Origin of the sequence: Novosphingobium indicum, assembly GCF_014645195.1 — a bacterium.
GTDB lineage: Bacteria > Pseudomonadota > Alphaproteobacteria > Sphingomonadales > Sphingomonadaceae > Novosphingobium > Novosphingobium indicum.
Genome location: NZ_BMLK01000033.1, coordinates 1 through 12,815, shown reverse-complemented (window position 1 = coordinate 12,815; position 12,815 = coordinate 1). Strand labels below are relative to the sequence as shown.

The 12,815-nt window shown below is 62.0% G+C and carries 15 protein-coding genes and 1 tRNA gene; 12 read left to right on the top strand and 4 right to left on the bottom strand.

Annotation, left to right across the window (positions count from 1 at the left end; all coding sequences use genetic code 11):
- The first annotated feature begins 97 nt into the window (after positions 1-97).
- The 5 genes from serA to IEX64_RS21560 all read left to right on the top strand — a co-directional run bounded on the left by serA (position 98) and on the right by IEX64_RS21560 (position 5,400).
- Positions 98-1,687, top strand: coding sequence for a phosphoglycerate dehydrogenase (gene serA, locus IEX64_RS21580; protein WP_188823176.1), 1,590 nt, complete (start codon positions 98-100; stop codon positions 1,685-1,687).
- A 78-nt stretch (positions 1,688-1,765) separates the two neighbouring features.
- Entirely contained in the window at positions 1,766-2,890 is a 1,125-nt protein-coding gene (locus IEX64_RS21575) for an ATP phosphoribosyltransferase regulatory subunit (RefSeq protein WP_188823174.1), read from the top strand.
- 62 nt (positions 2,891-2,952) lie between these two features.
- Entirely contained in the window at positions 2,953-3,453 is a 501-nt protein-coding gene (locus IEX64_RS21570) for a nuclear transport factor 2 family protein (RefSeq protein WP_188823172.1), read from the top strand.
- A gap of 152 nt (positions 3,454-3,605) precedes the next feature.
- A complete protein-coding gene (locus tag IEX64_RS21565; RefSeq protein ID WP_188823169.1) occupies positions 3,606-4,895 on the top strand; it encodes an adenylosuccinate synthase in 1,290 nt (429 codons plus the stop codon).
- Positions 4,896-4,899: 4 nt separating this feature from the next.
- Entirely contained in the window at positions 4,900-5,400 is a 501-nt protein-coding gene (locus tag IEX64_RS21560; RefSeq protein WP_229710635.1) for a L,D-transpeptidase family protein, read from the top strand.
- Between the two features lie 153 nt (positions 5,401-5,553).
- Here IEX64_RS21560 and IEX64_RS21555 read toward each other — a convergent pair whose 3' ends face one another.
- Positions 5,554-5,754 carry a hypothetical protein gene (locus IEX64_RS21555; protein ID WP_188823167.1) on the bottom strand — a complete coding sequence of 67 codons (201 nt, stop codon included), beginning with the start codon at positions 5,752-5,754 and terminating at the stop codon, positions 5,554-5,556.
- Between the two features lie 286 nt (positions 5,755-6,040).
- Here IEX64_RS21555 and IEX64_RS21550 point away from each other — a divergent pair, with 286 nt between their 5' ends.
- Complete coding sequence (locus IEX64_RS21550; RefSeq protein ID WP_229710634.1) at positions 6,041-6,307, top strand: hypothetical protein; 267 nt, start codon at positions 6,041-6,043, stop codon at positions 6,305-6,307.
- 36 nt (positions 6,308-6,343) lie between these two features.
- On the opposite strand, the gene IEX64_RS21545 is transcribed toward IEX64_RS21550, so the two are convergent.
- Entirely contained in the window at positions 6,344-6,511 is a 168-nt protein-coding gene (locus IEX64_RS21545; protein ID WP_188823165.1) for a DUF1674 domain-containing protein, read from the bottom strand.
- Positions 6,512-6,566: 55 nt separating this feature from the next.
- Between IEX64_RS21545 and IEX64_RS21540 the strand changes: the two genes are divergently transcribed.
- A complete protein-coding gene (locus IEX64_RS21540; protein WP_188823163.1) occupies positions 6,567-7,802 on the top strand; it encodes an RsmB/NOP family class I SAM-dependent RNA methyltransferase in 1,236 nt (411 codons plus the stop codon).
- On the opposite strand, the gene msrA is transcribed toward IEX64_RS21540, so the two are convergent.
- Positions 7,799-8,326, bottom strand: a complete 528-nt coding sequence (gene msrA / locus IEX64_RS21535) for a peptide-methionine (S)-S-oxide reductase MsrA (RefSeq protein ID WP_188823162.1) — start codon at positions 8,324-8,326, stop codon at positions 7,799-7,801. The two genes, IEX64_RS21540 and msrA, sit on opposite strands and share 4 nt — an antisense overlap.
- A gap of 119 nt (positions 8,327-8,445) precedes the next feature.
- On the opposite strand from msrA, the gene IEX64_RS21530 reads away from it, so the two are divergent.
- The 5 genes from IEX64_RS21530 to IEX64_RS21510 all read left to right on the top strand — a co-directional run bounded on the left by IEX64_RS21530 (position 8,446) and on the right by IEX64_RS21510 (position 12,336).
- The gene (locus tag IEX64_RS21530; RefSeq protein ID WP_188823160.1) at positions 8,446-9,297 is read left to right on the top strand and encodes a class I SAM-dependent methyltransferase; all 852 of its coding nucleotides are present in this window, start codon (positions 8,446-8,448) and stop codon (positions 9,295-9,297) included.
- A 14-nt stretch (positions 9,298-9,311) separates the two neighbouring features.
- Positions 9,312-10,163 (top strand): N-carbamoylputrescine amidase, encoded by an 852-nt coding sequence (gene aguB / locus IEX64_RS21525; protein ID WP_188823158.1) that lies wholly within the window; start codon positions 9,312-9,314, stop codon positions 10,161-10,163.
- Between the two features lie 9 nt (positions 10,164-10,172).
- A complete protein-coding gene (gene folK, locus IEX64_RS21520) occupies positions 10,173-10,682 on the top strand; it encodes a 2-amino-4-hydroxy-6-hydroxymethyldihydropteridine diphosphokinase (RefSeq protein WP_188823156.1) in 510 nt (169 codons plus the stop codon).
- Positions 10,683-10,707: 25 nt separating this feature from the next.
- Positions 10,708-10,783 (top strand) — tRNA-Lys (locus IEX64_RS21515).
- A 176-nt stretch (positions 10,784-10,959) separates the two neighbouring features.
- Positions 10,960-12,336: a DUF6538 domain-containing protein gene (locus tag IEX64_RS21510; RefSeq protein ID WP_308422623.1), complete on the top strand. Its 1,377-nt coding sequence runs from the start codon at positions 10,960-10,962 to the stop codon at positions 12,334-12,336.
- A gap of 3 nt (positions 12,337-12,339) precedes the next feature.
- On the opposite strand, the gene IEX64_RS21505 is transcribed toward IEX64_RS21510, so the two are convergent.
- Complete coding sequence (locus tag IEX64_RS21505) at positions 12,340-12,684, bottom strand: hypothetical protein (RefSeq protein ID WP_188823152.1); 345 nt, start codon at positions 12,682-12,684, stop codon at positions 12,340-12,342.
- Positions 12,685-12,815 lie beyond the last annotated feature (131 nt).

Below are 12,815 nucleotides of genomic sequence, written 5' to 3'. Positions count from 1 at the left end.
CCGTCGTCCCAGCGAAGGCTGGGACCGCTCGTAATCAATCGCCGCGCTTGCGGCCCGCGATCCCAGCTTGCGCTGGGATGACGACAGGAATTGAAACATGACCACCAAGCCCAAAGTCCTCATTTCTGACAAGATGGACCCCAATGCCGCGCGCATCTTCGAGATCCGTGGCTGCGACGTCGACGTCATCACCGGCGAGACGCCGGAGCAGCTCATAGCCCGCATCGGCGACTACGATGGCCTTGCCATCCGTTCCTCTACCAAGGTGACCAAGGAAATTCTCGACGCGGCGACCAACCTCAAGGTCATCGGCCGCGCCGGTATCGGTGTCGACAACGTCGATATCCCCGCCGCCTCCTCGAAGGGCGTGGTGGTGATGAACACGCCTTTCGGCAACTCGATCACCACGGCCGAGCATGCCATCGCGATGATGTTCGCGCTCGCGCGCCAGATCCCCGAAGCCAACGCTCGCACGCAGGCTGGCGAATGGCCGAAGAACGCCTTCATGGGCGTGGAAGTGACCGGCAAGACGCTGGGCCTCATCGGTGCCGGCAACATCGGCTCGATCGTCGCCAGCCGTGCCCTGGGCCTGCGCATGAAGGTTGTTGCCTTCGACCCGTTCCTCACGCCCGAGCGCGCCGTGGAAATGGGTGTGGAGAAGGCGGATCTCGATACGCTGCTCGAGAAGGCGGACTTCATTACGCTGCACACGCCGCTGACCGACCAGACCCGCAACATCCTCAGCCGCGAGAACCTCGGCAAGACCAAGAAGGGCGTGCGCATCATCAACTGCGCGCGTGGCGGTCTCGTCGACGAAGCCGCGCTCAAGGATCTGCTCGACTCCGGCCACATCGCCGGTGCCGCGCTGGACGTGTTCCAGACCGAGCCCGCCAAGGACTCGCCGCTGTTTGGGACCCCGGGCTTTATCTGCACGCCGCACCTTGGCGCCTCGACCAATGAAGCGCAGGTCAACGTTGCGCTACAGGTGGCCGAGCAGATGGCAGACTACCTCGTCAATGGCGGTGTCACCAACGCGCTCAACATGCCGTCGCTCTCCGCGGAGGAAGCACCCAAGCTGCGGCCCTACATGAAGCTTGCCGAACAGCTCGGCTCGATGGTCGGTCAGCTGACGCGCGACTCGGTTCCGCGGATCTCGATCCACACCGAGGGTGCCGCAGCCGAACTCAACATGAAGCCGATCGTGGCTGCCGTTCTTTCCGGTTTTCTGCGCGTGCAGTCGGACTCGGTGAACATGGTCAATGCGCCGTACCTCGCCAAGGAGCGCGGCCTCGAGGTTCGCGAAGTGAAAACCGAGCGCGAGGGCGACTACCACACGCTGATCCGCGTTTCGGTCAAGACCGAGGAAGGCGAGCGCTCGGTTGCCGGTACGTTGTTCAACAATTCCGAACCGCGTTTGATCGAGATGTTCGGTATCAAGGTCGAAGCCGAGCTCACCGGGCACATGATGTATATCGTCAATGAGGACGCGCCCGGCTTCATCGGCAGCATCGGTACGCTGCTGGGCCAGAACAAGATCAATATCGGCACGTTCAATCTCGGTCGCCGTGATGCCGGTGGCGAAGCGGTCATGCTGCTTTCGGTCGACGGCGATGTGCCTGAGACTGTCCTGAAGCAGGCCTGCGAGCTTTCGGGCGTGAAGAAGGTCAAGGAACTGACCTTCGTTTGATCCCCAACCAAGGGTATCGGCAGGGTGAAGCGCCGCCAATCGACTTCGCCCGCCGATACCGTTATGGGCCCTGCCATCATGCCGGATACAGATCGCGATCTTCTGCCCGAGGGGCTGTGTGACCGCCTGCCGCAGCAGGCCTGGGCTTCCCAGCAGGTGCGCCGCATGGCGCACGACGTACTGGCCAGCCATGGTTACGAGCGCGTGGAAACCCCGCTGCTCGAATTCGAGAAGTCGCTGGCGAGCCGCATGGCGGGTGTGCAGGTGCGCCGCATGTTCCGCTTCGTCGATCCGGCGTCGTTGCGGCAACTGGCGCTGCGCTCGGACATTACCGCACAGGTCGCGCGTATTGCCGCTACCGGGCTGGGCCATGCGCCGCGCCCGCTGCGGCTTTCCTATTCGGGGCCGGTCGCGATTATCAAGGGCGATGGTCTCGATCCCGCGCGTGAGCGTCTGCAGATCGGCGCCGAGCTGATCGGCACCGACTCGGTCGCTGCCGCCGCCGAAATCGTCGAAGTCGCTATCGAGGCCTTGCAGGCCGCAGGTGCCAAGGGTGTCTCGGTCGATTTCACGCTGCCCGATCTCGTTGACACGCTGAGCGCCGAAGCGCTGCCGCTGGCCGGAAGCCAGATCGAGGCGGTGCGCAAGATGCTCGATGCCAAGGATGCAGGCGGTCTGGTCGATGCCGGCGGCGAGGCCTATCTGCCGCTGCTCTATGCCGTCGGGCCGTTCGAAACCGCCATCGAGCGTCTGGCACAGTTCGATTCCAATGGCGTGCTGGCCAGCCGTATTGAAGGCCTGCGCGAAATCGCCGGCCGCGTGAATGGCAAGGCGCGCCTGACGCTCGACCCGTCCGAGCGGCATGGCTTCGAATACCAGTCGTGGTTCGGTTTCACGATCTACGCCGAGGGGCTTTCCGGCAGCCTGGGCCGTGGCGGTGCCTACCGCATTCTCGGCCGGGCCGGGGAAGAACCCGAGCCCGCAACCGGCTTTTCGCTGTACCCCGATCCGCTGGTCGAGGCGGTTGCCGCACAGGCCGAAGCGCCCCGGCGTCTGTTCCTGCCGCTCGGCCACGACGCGGACGTGGCGACGCGTCAGCGTGCCATCGGCTGGGCGACGGTGGCCGCGCTGAGCGGAAGCGACGATCCGGTTGCGCTCGGATGCTCGCACCGCCTCGAAAATGGTGACGCCATCCCCCTCTGAACGCGGGGTTTTCTTGTCCCGACATCGCTGGCACACTCGCTTCCGGGAAGAGGAGAGGTGCCATGCCACAATTCGCCGCAGCCGAAGCCGGCATCCGTCAACTGCACGCGCGCTATGCGGAGGCCGTCTGGCGCAAGGATCTCGATGCTTTCGCAGACTGTTTTACCGAACAGGGCGAGTGGCGCATTGCCGGCAAAGTGCTGAAGGGGCGTGAGGCGATCGTCGAGGCGTTCGGCAGTATCATCGCCGATGCAGAGCGAGTGTTCATGACATTCCAGACACCGATAGTGTCGCTGGAAGGTGCCAGCCGCGCCAACGGCCGCACCTTGGTGAGCGAACAGACCCGCTGGAACGATGGGCGGGTGAACTACATCCTGGGCCGGTATTTCGAGGACTTTGCGCGCGAGCATGATCGCTGGCGGTTTTGCTGGCGGCTCTATCAGGTTCTCTATGCCGGGCCGCCTGACCTTTCCGGAACCTTCTTCGATGAACCCGATTTCGGTGCGCCGCCTGCCATGCCGCCGCGCGACGCAATGCCCGCCCCCACGCGGCGTCCGGGGTGAGCCGGCAAAACCCGCCCGGACAATATCGCGATGGTGACGGGCCGTTTCAGTGCAATCATATTGCCATATATCGTCACCCGCGCCTTGCCCTTGCGCCCGTAGTCCCCTACGGCGCGCGGCGGACTTCAAAACAGCAGTGAAAGCGTCAAACGTTGGCCAACGTAACCGTTATCGGCGCCCAGTGGGGCGATGAGGGCAAGGGCAAGATCGTCGACTGGCTTGCGAGCCGGGCGGATGCCGTGGTGCGATTCCAGGGCGGCCATAATGCCGGCCATACGCTTGTCGTCGGCGAGCAGGTCTACAAGCTCTCGCTGCTGCCTTCGGGTATCGTTACCGGCACGCTGTCGATCATCGGCAACGGCGTCGTGCTCGATCCCTGGCATCTCAAGTCAGAGGTCGAGAAGCTGCGGGGGCAGGGCGTCGAGATCAACGCCGATAACTTCGCGATTGCCGATAATTGCCCGCTTATCCTTCCGGTTCACCGTGAACTGGACGGACTGCGCGAAGCGGCTGCCGGCGCCGGCAAGATCGGCACGACGGGCCGCGGCATCGGCCCGGCCTACGAGGATAAAGTAGGTCGCCGCGCGATTCGCGTGTGCGATCTTGCACACCTCGATGCGCTGGAGCCGCAACTCGATCGCCTTTGTGCGCATCACGATGCGCTGCGCGCCGGCTTCGGCCAGCCCAAGATCGATCGCGAAGCGCTGCTCAAGGAACTGGCCGAGATCGCGCCGTTCGTGCTGCAGTTCGCGCAGCCGACCTGGCGCCGTCTCAACAAGGTGAAGAAGGCCGGCGCCCGCATCCTCTTCGAAGGGGCGCAGGGCGTTCTGCTCGATGTCGACCACGGTACCTATCCCTTCGTGACCAGTTCGAACACCGTATCCGGCACGGCTGCCAGCGGTTCGGGGCTTGGTCCTTCGGCGATGGGCTTCGTGCTCGGCATCGTCAAAGCCTACACCACCCGTGTCGGTTCGGGGCCGTTCCCGACGGAGTTGGAAGACGAAACCGGTCAGCGCCTCGGTGAGCGCGGTCACGAGTTCGGCACCGTGACCGGACGCAAGCGCCGCTGCGGCTGGTTCGATGCCGTACTTACGCGGCAGTCCTGCGCGATTTCCGGGGTGACCGGCATCGCGTTGACCAAGCTCGACGTGCTCGACGGGTTCGACAAGGTGAAAATCTGCACGGGCTACCGCCTGGACGGCAAGATCCTCGACTACTTTCCGAGCCACGCCGCCGATCAGGCCAATGTCGAACCGATCTACGAGGAAATGGACGGCTGGAGCGGCACGACGGCCGGTGCCCGTTCGTGGGCGGACCTTCCGGCACAGGCGATCAAGTACATCCAGCGTGTGCAGGAACTGATCGAAACCCCGGTCGCGCTGGTTTCCACCAGCCCCGAGCGCGAGGACACGATCCTCGTGCGCGATCCTTTCGCGGACTGATCCGGTGCGGTGGGGCGCAAGGCTTGTCCCGCCGCTCCTGCCGCTCATGCTTGGCGCGGCCCAGCCGGTCGCGCCGCTGTCGCTGCCGCTGATCGACTTTGTCCATGTCGACAAATCGGACCGGACGCTCGCGCTCTATGCTGAAGGACAGTTGATCCATGTGATCGACGGGATCCAGCTGGGTGGAGCGCCGGTTGGTCCTAAGCGCTTCGAGGGGGATCAGCGAACCCCGGAGGGGCTGTACGAGATCGACTGGTCCAATCCGAACAGCAGCTACTACCTTTCGCTTCACATCTCCTACCCCAACGCCGCGGATGTGGCTTACGCCGAGTCGCTCGGCCGGTCCGCCGGGGGCATGATCATGATCCACGGCCAGCCCAATGCGCTGCCCGTCGGGCGCATCCCGGGCGACTGGACAGACGGCTGCATTGCCGTGTCCAACGAGGAAATCGAAGCCTTGTGGGAAAGCGTTCCCGATGGAACGCCGATCGAAATTGTCGGCTAGATGACGGAGTTTTGGAAAAGATGATGGTGGGAGGAGCGTGGAGCATCTCCGTCTACCCACAAGACAGAAGCGCCGCATAGGCCTTGGCTTGTGGGATTTTTACGTGAAATCAGGAATGGGTCTTTGTATCGACGCGGTAGCGTGAATGCGCGGTCAGCCGGCGATCTGCCAGACACCGTTTTCGGTCCGCTGCAAGGCACCCAAGCGCTTTTCATCCTGCCACAGTATCGCTTTTCGGCCGGTCTTTTCCTTCTCTAGAATGAAGAATGCCCGGTGCGGGTCATCGGCGGTGAATTCTATCCGCTTGGGCTCTCCTTGCCCGTCATCGTCCAGGGTCAGTGCAAAAAATGGCATGTCAATGGTCCTTTCTTCGCTGAAAGTTCAATGTCATTACATAACATGATGCGCACATTTCTATAAAGATCATTTGTGTACATAACTAAAAAATTGAATGTATTTCGTATTGATATTTAGATTTATGTATAGTTTTCTCACATGTACTGTATGAATGAGACTGACTGTCCTTGTAAAAATGAGTAAACGCAGCGAGCGCAGGTTGCTCTGCCCTTTACGCAGAGAGTGCTGCTTACTACATTAGTGCCAGCGATCTTTTATGCGTCCAAACAAGGAGGATTGGAGCGTGGACGGGCTTAGCCGCGAACAGCGTTTACAGATCATGGTCACTGCCGAGGAGTTGCAGGCCATCGATGACTGGCGCTTTGCGCGCAGGATGCCGACACGGGCAGCCGCTGTACGAGAACTGCTCAAGCGAGGTCTGGCGGCCGATGGCTTTTCTCAAGCGCAGGCGGGCGAAAAGTCGCAGAACTTTGGCGTAATAAGAGGTGGTGCAGCAAAAGCTGCGGGCAAAACTGGCCCGGATGGGTCCGGTGGACAGCCCCCCGCCTGATTTTCCCTGTCGAAATGAGAGCGAAAGCAGAGTCGCTCAGAAATCGATGGCGATGCCTTTTTTGACCCAGTCGCCGTAGCGGGTGGGGGAAAGGCCGTCAGGATCCTGTTCGTCCTTCACCGGTTGCGGCTTCGGGGCCGGATCGTTGGTCCAGTGCTCAGGCTTCCTGAAGTCCCTGGGGCGTTTGGTGGCACGTTCAGTCATGGTCGCAATGTGGGATGGCTGGCGATAAAAGGCAATGCGCTGTAGGGGGGCGTCGATGGATATTCCCGGCCTTCCCGCGCGCCGTGCCGCGCTCAATCTTATCGATGCTGTCTTGCGGCGTGGCGAGACGCTGGATCAGGCTGCTGGCGCTGCGCTGGCGCGGGTGCGCGGCGACGCCGACCGTGCCCTGACGCGCGCCATCGCCGGTGAGGTCTTGCGCTGGAAGGCGGATCTGGATGCCCTGATCGACAGCGCCACCCGCCAGCGCCTGCCGGACGATGCCAAGCCGCGCGCTGTGCTGGAACTGATGCTGGCGCAAGTGCTGCGGCTGGAAACGCCAGCCCATGCCGTGATCGCCACCGGGTTGCCGCTGTTGACGGGCGGACCGCGCCGTCTGGCGCACGGCGTCTTTTCCACGCTGATGAAGCGGGAAGTCTCGTTACCCGAGGTCCCGACCCTGCCCGAGCCGGTTGCGGAACGGTGGGGCGACCGCGCACCAGCCATCGCCGCCGGGCTGGCCGCGCCGCCACAGCTCGATCTGGCCCTGCGCGATCCGGCGCAGACCGCGGAATGGGCGGCAAAGTTGGGCGGCGTTTCGCTTATGCCCGGTCATGTGCGCCTGCCGCGCGGTACCGCCGTCGAGCATCTCGAAGGGTTCCGCGACGGCGCCTGGTGGGTTCAGGATCTGGCGGCAAGCCTGCCGGCACGCTTGCTTGGTAGCGGCGAGGGCCGGCGCGTCCTCGATCTCTGCGCCGCGCCCGGCGGCAAGACGCTGCAACTCGCTGCCGCAGGCTGGGACGTTACGGCGCTCGACATCAGCAAGCGCCGACTGGAGCGGCTGAAGGAAAACTTGAAGCGGACCGGCCTTTTCGCGCACGTGGTACAGGCCGATGCGTTCAAGTGGGAGCCGGAGACGCCGTTCGACGCTATTCTGCTCGATGCCCCGTGCACGGCGACCGGCACCGCCCGCCGCCATCCGGACGTGCTCCACCGCATCGGGCCGTGCCAGATCGCCGAAATGGCCGAACTGCAGGCTGCGATGATAGAGCGCGCCGCCGGCTGGCTGAAGCCTGGCGGTGCGCTGGTCTATGCGGTGTGCTCGCTGGAACCCGAGGAGGGCGAGGCCCAAGCTCGCCCCGTCGCGCTCGATCCGGCGCCGGTGGCGTCCGGGGACCTGCCCGAAGGCCTGTCCCCCACGCCCGAAGGCTGGCTGCGCACCGACCCCGGAATGCTCACCGAAGCCGGCGGGCTGGACGGCTTCTTCATCGCCCGCTGGCGCAAAGCAGACTAGCTCTTCACCTTGGCCTGAAAGCTCTTGCGCAGCTTCATCAGCTTGGGCGGGATTACGGCAAGGCAGTACGGATTGCGCTGGCCTTCGCCTTCCCAGTACTCCTGATGATAACCCTCGGCCGGATACCACGTTGCCGGGCCCTCGATGGTTGTCACGGCCGTCGCGCCGTTCTCGGCATTCCAGCGGCCGATCGCGGCTTCCGCTTCCCTGTGCTGGGCATCGTCGAGCGGGAAGATCGCCGAGCGGTACTGCGTGCCCACATCGTTGCCCTGGCGGTTGAGCTGCGTCGGGTCGTGCGTGCCCAGGAACACGTCGAGCACTTCGCCATAGCTGATCGTTTCGGGATCGTAGGTGAGCTTCACGGCCTCGGCATGGCCGGTCTCGCCGGTGCAGATCTGCTTGTAGGTGGGGTTCTCCACGGTGCCGCCGATGTAACCGCTTTCGACGGTTTCCACGCCGATCACGTCGCGGAATACCGCTTCGGTGCACCAGAAGCATCCGCCTGCCACAATTGCTGTTTCCATTGTCTCTCTTGTCCTCGAGCCGGGGGATTTTGTCGCAAGATAGGTACAAGAGTACGGCTTGTCATTGGCTGCAAGGCGTTTACCTTCCCGCAAGTCCCCCACTCTGCGGAGATTCTCCCATGCGCCGTATGCTCTTTGCCGTCTCTTCCCTTCTCGGTCTGATCGCCGCTCCGATTGCCGCAACGACGGGCGAAACCGCACCCAAAACCGAAGTGTGCGACGGTTGTGAGGCGCTGCTCGAACTGGCAGCCGCCAATGACATGCGCAAGGACGACCGCGCCCGCGACATGTACCGCAATCCAGTGGAAACGCTGTCCTTCATGGGCGTGAGCCCGAGCATGAAAGTCGGCGAATATGCGCCCGGCGGCGGCTGGTACTCGCGCATGCTGGGGCTCTATCTGGGCCAGCAGGGACATCTGACCGGGCTGTACTTCAATCCGGACGTCGTGCCCTTCGATGGCAGCACGCTGCCCGATCAGGCCGCGGCTTTCCCCAAGAAAGTGGCGGAATGGACCGGTATTCCCGAAAGCAGCGTCTCCGGCATGACGCTGGGGGCGATTCCCGACGAGGAGAAGGGCACCTATGACCGCGTTCTCGTCGTGCGGATGATGCACAACATCATGCGCTGGAACATCGCCGACAGCGAGATCAAGGCGATGCGCGATCTGCTCAAGCCCGGCGGCATGCTGGGTATCGTCCAGCATCGCGCCAAGCCGGATGCGCCGTTCTCCTACGCCGACGGAGGCCATGGCTACCTGCGCGAAGCCGACATCATCAAGTTCATGGAAGTGAACGGGTTCGAACTCGCCGACAAGTCCGAGATCAATGCCAATCCCAAGGACAGCGCGGACTGGGAAAAGGGCGTCTGGACGCTGCCGCCGAGCTATGCGCTCAAGGAGCAGGACAAGGACAAGTATGCGGCCATCGGCGAGAGTGACCGGATGACTCTTCTGTTCCGCAAGCGGGACTGATAAGGGCGCCGCCCATGACTGAAATCACCGTTGCCGCCCTGCAGCTCGCTCTCGGTTCCAACGACGAGAGCGAGAACATCGCCGCTGTTTCCGCTCTGGTGGAGGAAGCGGCGGGGAAGGGCGCGCAGATCGTGCTTCCACCCGAGCTGTTTTCGGGCCCCTACTTCTGCAAGGTCGAGGAAGAGGAGCTGTTCTCGCTCGCCCGACCGACCACCGAGCACCCTTCGGTCCAGGCCATGCGGGCGCTCGCCGAAAAGCTGAAAGTCGCGATCCCGACCAGCTTCTTCGAGCGCGATGGGCACCACTACTACAACACGCTCGCCATGATCGGCCCCGATGGCGCCATCATGGGCACCTACCGCAAGAGCCACATTCCCGACGGCCCCGGCTACGAGGAGAAGTACTACTTCCGCCCCGGCAACGACGGTTTCAAGGTTTGGGACCTGTTCGGTACGCGTATTGGCGTCGGCGTATGCTGGGACCAGTGGTATCCCGAATGCGCGCGCGTCATGGCGCTGATGGGGGCGGAACTGCTGTTCTATCCCACGGCCATCGGCTCCGAACCCTACGACGCCGATCTCGATACCAGCCGCATGTGGCGTCGGGCGATGATCGGCCATGCGGTGTCCAACTGCATGCCGGTGATCGCCGCCAACCGCATCGGCGTGGAGCAGGGGCAGGCTTTCTACGGCCATTCGTTCATCACCGACGAATGGGGCGATTACCTCGCCGATTTCGGCAAGGAGGAAACCGGGGTCCTGACCGCCACCATAGACCTCGCCCGCGCCGCCAAGCACCGCGCCGGCATGGGTTTCTTTCGTGACCGCCGCCCGCAGCTCTACACGCGCATCGCGCAGGACATCTGAGGCGCAGCATTGGCCCGGCAGGACTACCTGATCGCGCTGGGCTCCAACATGCGGCATGCCCTCTACGGATCGCCGCGCGCGCTGATAGCGGCCGCGCTGAAGGCTCTCGATAACGCTACCTGCCAGGTCGTCTCGGTGTCCCGCGTGATCGAGACCCCGCCGCTGGGGCCGTCACGCCGCCGCTATGCCAATGCAGCCGCCATTGTGCGCACCTATCGGGAACCGGACGCGATGCTGCGCAAGCTGCAAGCGATCGAACACAGGTTCGGTCGCAGGCGTACCGGCAAGGCGTGGAGCGCGCGCACGCTCGATCTCGATATCGTCCTGTGGAGCGGCGGTGCGTGGGCGCACGATGACGGGGAATCCAGCCTGGTCATTCCTCACCCCTTCTTTCGCGAACGGGCCTTCGTGCTGGGGCCCGCAGCCACGATTGCCGGACGCTGGCGCGATCCCTTGAGCGGATTGACCGTCCGGCACCTATCAGCCCGCTTGACCAAGCCACTTCCGGCCCCTAGGTGACCCTTCCGCAGCCGTTGTCGGCAGGGGGCCCTTAGCTCAGTCGGTAGAGCAACTGACTTTTAATCAGTAGGTCGCTGGTTCGAACCCAGCAGGGCTCACCACCCCCCAAGAAATCCCTTAAATCCTTGAGGAATCGTCGCCAAGACGGTCTTTCGCGCATCGTGTCTACGAAACTCGTCTACAAAATGCGCCCGCTGATGTTGGCGTAAGCCCTCGGAATATTTCGAGAAATCGACACAAGCGCGTCTACAAGAAGCGTCTACGAAAGCGGTCCAGTTTGCTCGTTGAGAAGCGGGGCATTTTTCATGTAAGAAAATGTGTCCCGCCTGCGCTTCGAAGCGTTCTTGGCAAGACTGAAATCTGGCGCTCGTTGGAGACCGACAGCCCCAGCATGGCGTTGAAAAGGTCTCACGCGATTATCGGTGAGATCGAGACGCTGCTCGAATCTGCTCGATTGGAATTGGGTGGGGTCGTCGATGTGGCGCTGCTTCACGAAGTAGGGGAGGTCGTACGGGGCCTCTCGGTGAGAGTGCCGGTCGTTAAAGTCGAGGCGGCTCCTGTCGCGCCGCGCTATACTCTCGGTGAGGTCTATGCCCGCTTCATGGACGATCCAACGCGGAAATGGTCGGCGCGAACCCGGCTGGCATATGAAACGGCGCGGCGGCTGACGCTCTCCATCATGGGGGCTGATACCCCAATGGAGAATATCAACCGTGCAGCGTGTCGAGATTTCATGGAGACCCTGCGCTTCATCCCCAAGAGTGCGTCGAAGCGTTACCCCAACCTGACACCTCGGGAAGCGGCAGGGCGGGCGAGGGCAGAGGGGTGGTCTGATCTCATCAGCCCTGCGAACATAAACATCTACCTTAACAAGGTCTGCGTCGTCCTGAACTGGGCGGTTCGAGAGGAGTTCCTCACGAAGAACCATATGCGTGGCCTGCGGTTGGCCGATCCCGTTGCGAAGCAGGACAAGCGGCTACCATTCTCGGACGAGCAGTTGCGGCAGATGTTTACCGCGCCGCTATATCGAGGGTGTAAGAATGATGGCAACGGCTATACCACGCCGGGACATGCTCGGCCCAAAGGCACCCGCTTCTGGATACCGCTGATCGGCCTATACAGCGGTCTTCGCCTCAATGAAATCTGCCAACTCGACACTAGCGATGTCCGCATGGTCGATGATGTCCGGTGTTTCGTAATCACCGAGAAGTCCTTGGTAGGGAGTACGGATAAGAGCTTGAAGACCCGATCCAGTGAGCGGATCGTTCCAGTCCATCCAAAGTTGCTCGACCTTGGGTTGGTGTCATTCGTTGAAGAGCGATCTAAGCGCGGAGACGCGAAGCTATTCGACGATATCTGTCCGGGGCGCAGTGGCTTCCGATCCACGGCCTTCTCGAAGTGGTTCGGTCAATTCCTCAAGCATGCAGGGGCGTTGCGGGAGCGCACCAGCTACCACTCCTTCCGACATCGGTTCCGTGATGCGCTGCGCGATGCGCGGGTTGATCGTGACATTTCGCTGGCGATAGGCGGGTGGGGGACCAGCAAAAATGCTGGCGATGTTTCCGATAATTACGGTCGCGGCTACCGGGCAAGCGTGCTTTTTGATGAATTGGCAAAAGTAGAATTTAAGGAATTGAGCGACTTTTATGTGTAAATTTCATAATTTATTTTCGTGGATTTTCGAAAATGCATTTTTGAATGCATCGGCTAGTTGAGATGATGTGGATTTATCTTCCATAAGTTTTTTGTTGTAAAGTTCTGGGGGCTTTTCTCTGTGCCATCGTTCGCCGAGACGTTTTGCGAATTTTACATTTTTCTTGGTTATCTCAGCAGTTATTCTGCGCTGCTCAGCTAATTTCGCTTCTCGGCGTTTTTGTTCATTTGACGCCATTTGTTTGGCTGCGGGCGATTCGGAATTGATGCCTCCGCGCCTACCTCGCGCTTTCGTCGAACTGCCGAATCCGACCACTGTATGACCACCGAGATAGCTGCCTTTGCCCAATTTTGCCTCCCCTGTGAGAGGTTCCAGTTCGCTACGAGGTGGCTGCAATGTCAATGAATATGTAGCTTGTAGACGCGCTTGTGTCGATTTCTCGAAATATTCCGAGGGCTTACGCCAACATCAGCGGGCGC